Source organism: Candidatus Accumulibacter aalborgensis (assembly GCF_900089955.1).
Taxonomy (GTDB): domain Bacteria; phylum Pseudomonadota; class Gammaproteobacteria; order Burkholderiales; family Rhodocyclaceae; genus Accumulibacter; species Accumulibacter aalborgensis.
The window spans coordinates 1-2,279 of sequence record NZ_FLQX01000072.1 but is presented as its reverse complement, the minus strand read 5'-3'; the positions used below and the strand labels follow the sequence as shown (position 1 = coordinate 2,279).

Genomic DNA, 2,279 nt, shown 5'->3' with positions numbered 1-2,279 from the left:
TCCCGACCGTACGCGGGATATTTGGAGCCCTTAGACCTTGGCCAGGGGAGGACGTAACACACGGTCGTTCGCGTCAAGATTGAGATACTTGCTGATCGCGATGGCGTTTTCAGCCAGTGCCTCATAGGACAGCCGGACAAGTTTGTTGGATCCTGTCGAACCCGAGGTTGTCAACAGCAATGCCAGATCCGGGTAAAGCTCTGGATCAGATAGAGTTCGACCGGTGCGCACGAGTATTTTCCCATCATCGGAAGCCCAATACGGCGCATACCCCGCGGCGCCCCGATGATTGCCCGGCAATGCAATCCAATCGGGCTGGTAGTTGCGGGCCAGCGACGCCAGCAAGTCTGTATGCAAGTCGGGAGGAAGCAACAGGGGCACATGCCGCGTCGACCGGAGCGCGTGCAGGTACACGGCCACCAATGCTGGGGTCGGTGCCAAGGCAATGAATCCAAGTTGCCGGCGTGCCTTCTCAGGAAGTGCCACTGCCATGCTATCGGTGAGCGATGTCAAGTGGCCATAGTTGAGGGAGGCGCCCGCGTCGCTGATCAGTGCACACGAATCCTGCTCGGTGGAGAGTGTCCAGAAAGCGCTCATACGCACATCAGGCCGTCAACGCCAAGAACCTGACCGCTGATGTAGGAAGCCCGGTCGGATAGAAGAAACAATGCCGCCTGCGCTACTTCCTCCGCACGCCCTGCTCGCCCCATGCGAATCTGCGAAAGACTCTGTGCGCGCTGCTCCGCGGAAAGCGCGCGAGTCATGTCCGTTTCGATAAATCCGGGCGCGACGGCGTTGACTCTGATCCCTTCGGGCGCGAGCTCCTTCGCTGCTGCAAGGGTAGCCCCAACAACACCTGCCTTGCTAGCAGCATAGGCAACCAATCCGGGAGCGCCACGAGTACCCATGATTGAAGACAGGTTGACGATAGAACCCTGCTTCCTTCTGCGCATCAGACGTGCGGCATACTGCATGCTGAGGATTGTACCCTGCAGGTTGCAGCCAAGAGTCTCCTGGATTGACTTGGCGCTGATCATGCCGAGCAGGCCGCTGGTCATCATTCCGGCATTGTTCACGCAGCCATCAAGACGGCCCAGCACGCGAAAGATCGACTCGTAAGCAGTAGCGATACCTTCCGGAAAGGAGAGGTCAAATGTCACGACGAGGCTCTTGCCCCCGATTCCCAGTACTTGTTCAGACACGTCTTCCAGATGCGTTCGGGCGCGAGCGTGCAGGACCACAACGGCACCGGCATGCGCACAGGCCAGAGCCGTCGCACGACCAATTCCGCGCGATGCACCTGTAATGAGCACCACCTTGCCGGCCAGATCCTCACTCACGTATCAACCCCATGTTTTCTCATAATTTCTACAGCGATTACGAAACTGCTCATGTCGATGACATCTTCGGTGTCGAGCATGATGCCAAACTCGTCTTCAAGGGCCGCGACCAGGGCCATATGCGCGACGGAGTCCCACGCCTTGACGGACGAGTACAGGAGTTGGTCATTGACAAATTCCTCGGGAAGGCCGAGGGCCTGGGAGAATACGCTGCGGATTCGTTCTATGCTCATGAGTATTAGATGTATCGCTTGTGGAAGCCAAGCAGTGTTTGATCAAAATGGAAATCGAGTGCGCAATATAGATTGAGTACGCCAATATTAGCAGCAGAAATCATCGTGCTTGCCCGGGTGACGCCTCGCTCTCTAAGGGAGTCGAGCGCACTGACCCACAGCGGAAGTGACAGCAGGCTATATTTCCTCGCGGTACCGGTCAGGATGAGGTCGGCTTCTTTTCCGTCGCTGCTCAATCTCTCAGCATGAAACCCAAGCACTCGGTCATTCAGCACCGCCACATAGAGCAATCCCTGATCGAGAAGGTCGCCAACCCAGTTGGCGTGCCGCGTAGCACCCAGACCCGCCTCCAGAAAGGGGTCTTCCAGAAATCTGCCGAAGAGAAAGTCTGTCGCGGCAATTTCCTGCACCACTGTTCGATCCCGATTTTCCGACGGGCGCAAGTAAAGTCGTTTGGTGGTGATTTTGTTGAAATCACAGTGTGCGAGATTGGTTTTTGACAATCGGAAGGATGTCTCTGCGAAATAGAAGCCGGATTCCTGAATCCTCGCCTTCAGGGCGCCGTCGGCAGCATCTATGCGCGTGACACATTGCCCTACGCCGTTCGCCGTGTTCCAGCGGTCGACTTCGGCCAACAGGCAAGGAGTAATCGTTTAGCCCCCCGCTCGCCGGCACCGCCCCTCAATCAGGCGGCAGCCGGTAGCGG

General features: G+C 57.3%; 4 protein-coding genes. All 4 read right to left on the bottom strand.

Going from position 1 to position 2,279, the window contains the following annotated elements; genetic code table 11:
• Positions 1-30: 30 nt before the first annotated feature.
• Genes ACCAA_RS04695 through ACCAA_RS04680 form a run of 4 tightly spaced genes read right to left on the bottom strand, consistent with a single transcriptional unit; the run spans position 31 to position 2,208 of the window.
• Positions 31-597, bottom strand: a complete 567-nt coding sequence (locus ACCAA_RS04695) for a class I adenylate-forming enzyme family protein (RefSeq protein ID WP_186406082.1) — start codon at positions 595-597, stop codon at positions 31-33.
• Entirely contained in the window at positions 594-1,340 is a 747-nt protein-coding gene (locus ACCAA_RS04690) for an SDR family NAD(P)-dependent oxidoreductase (RefSeq protein ID WP_245754438.1), read from the bottom strand. Before ACCAA_RS04690 ends, ACCAA_RS04695 begins: the two co-directional genes overlap by 4 nt.
• Positions 1,337-1,573, bottom strand: coding sequence for an acyl carrier protein (locus ACCAA_RS04685; protein WP_186406081.1), 237 nt, complete (start codon positions 1,571-1,573; stop codon positions 1,337-1,339). The genes ACCAA_RS04690 and ACCAA_RS04685 overlap by 4 nt, the downstream gene beginning before the upstream one ends.
• A 5-nt stretch (positions 1,574-1,578) precedes the next feature.
• Positions 1,579-2,208, bottom strand: coding sequence for a hypothetical protein (locus ACCAA_RS04680; protein ID WP_186406080.1), 630 nt, complete (start codon positions 2,206-2,208; stop codon positions 1,579-1,581).
• Positions 2,209-2,279: the final 71 nt, after the last annotated feature.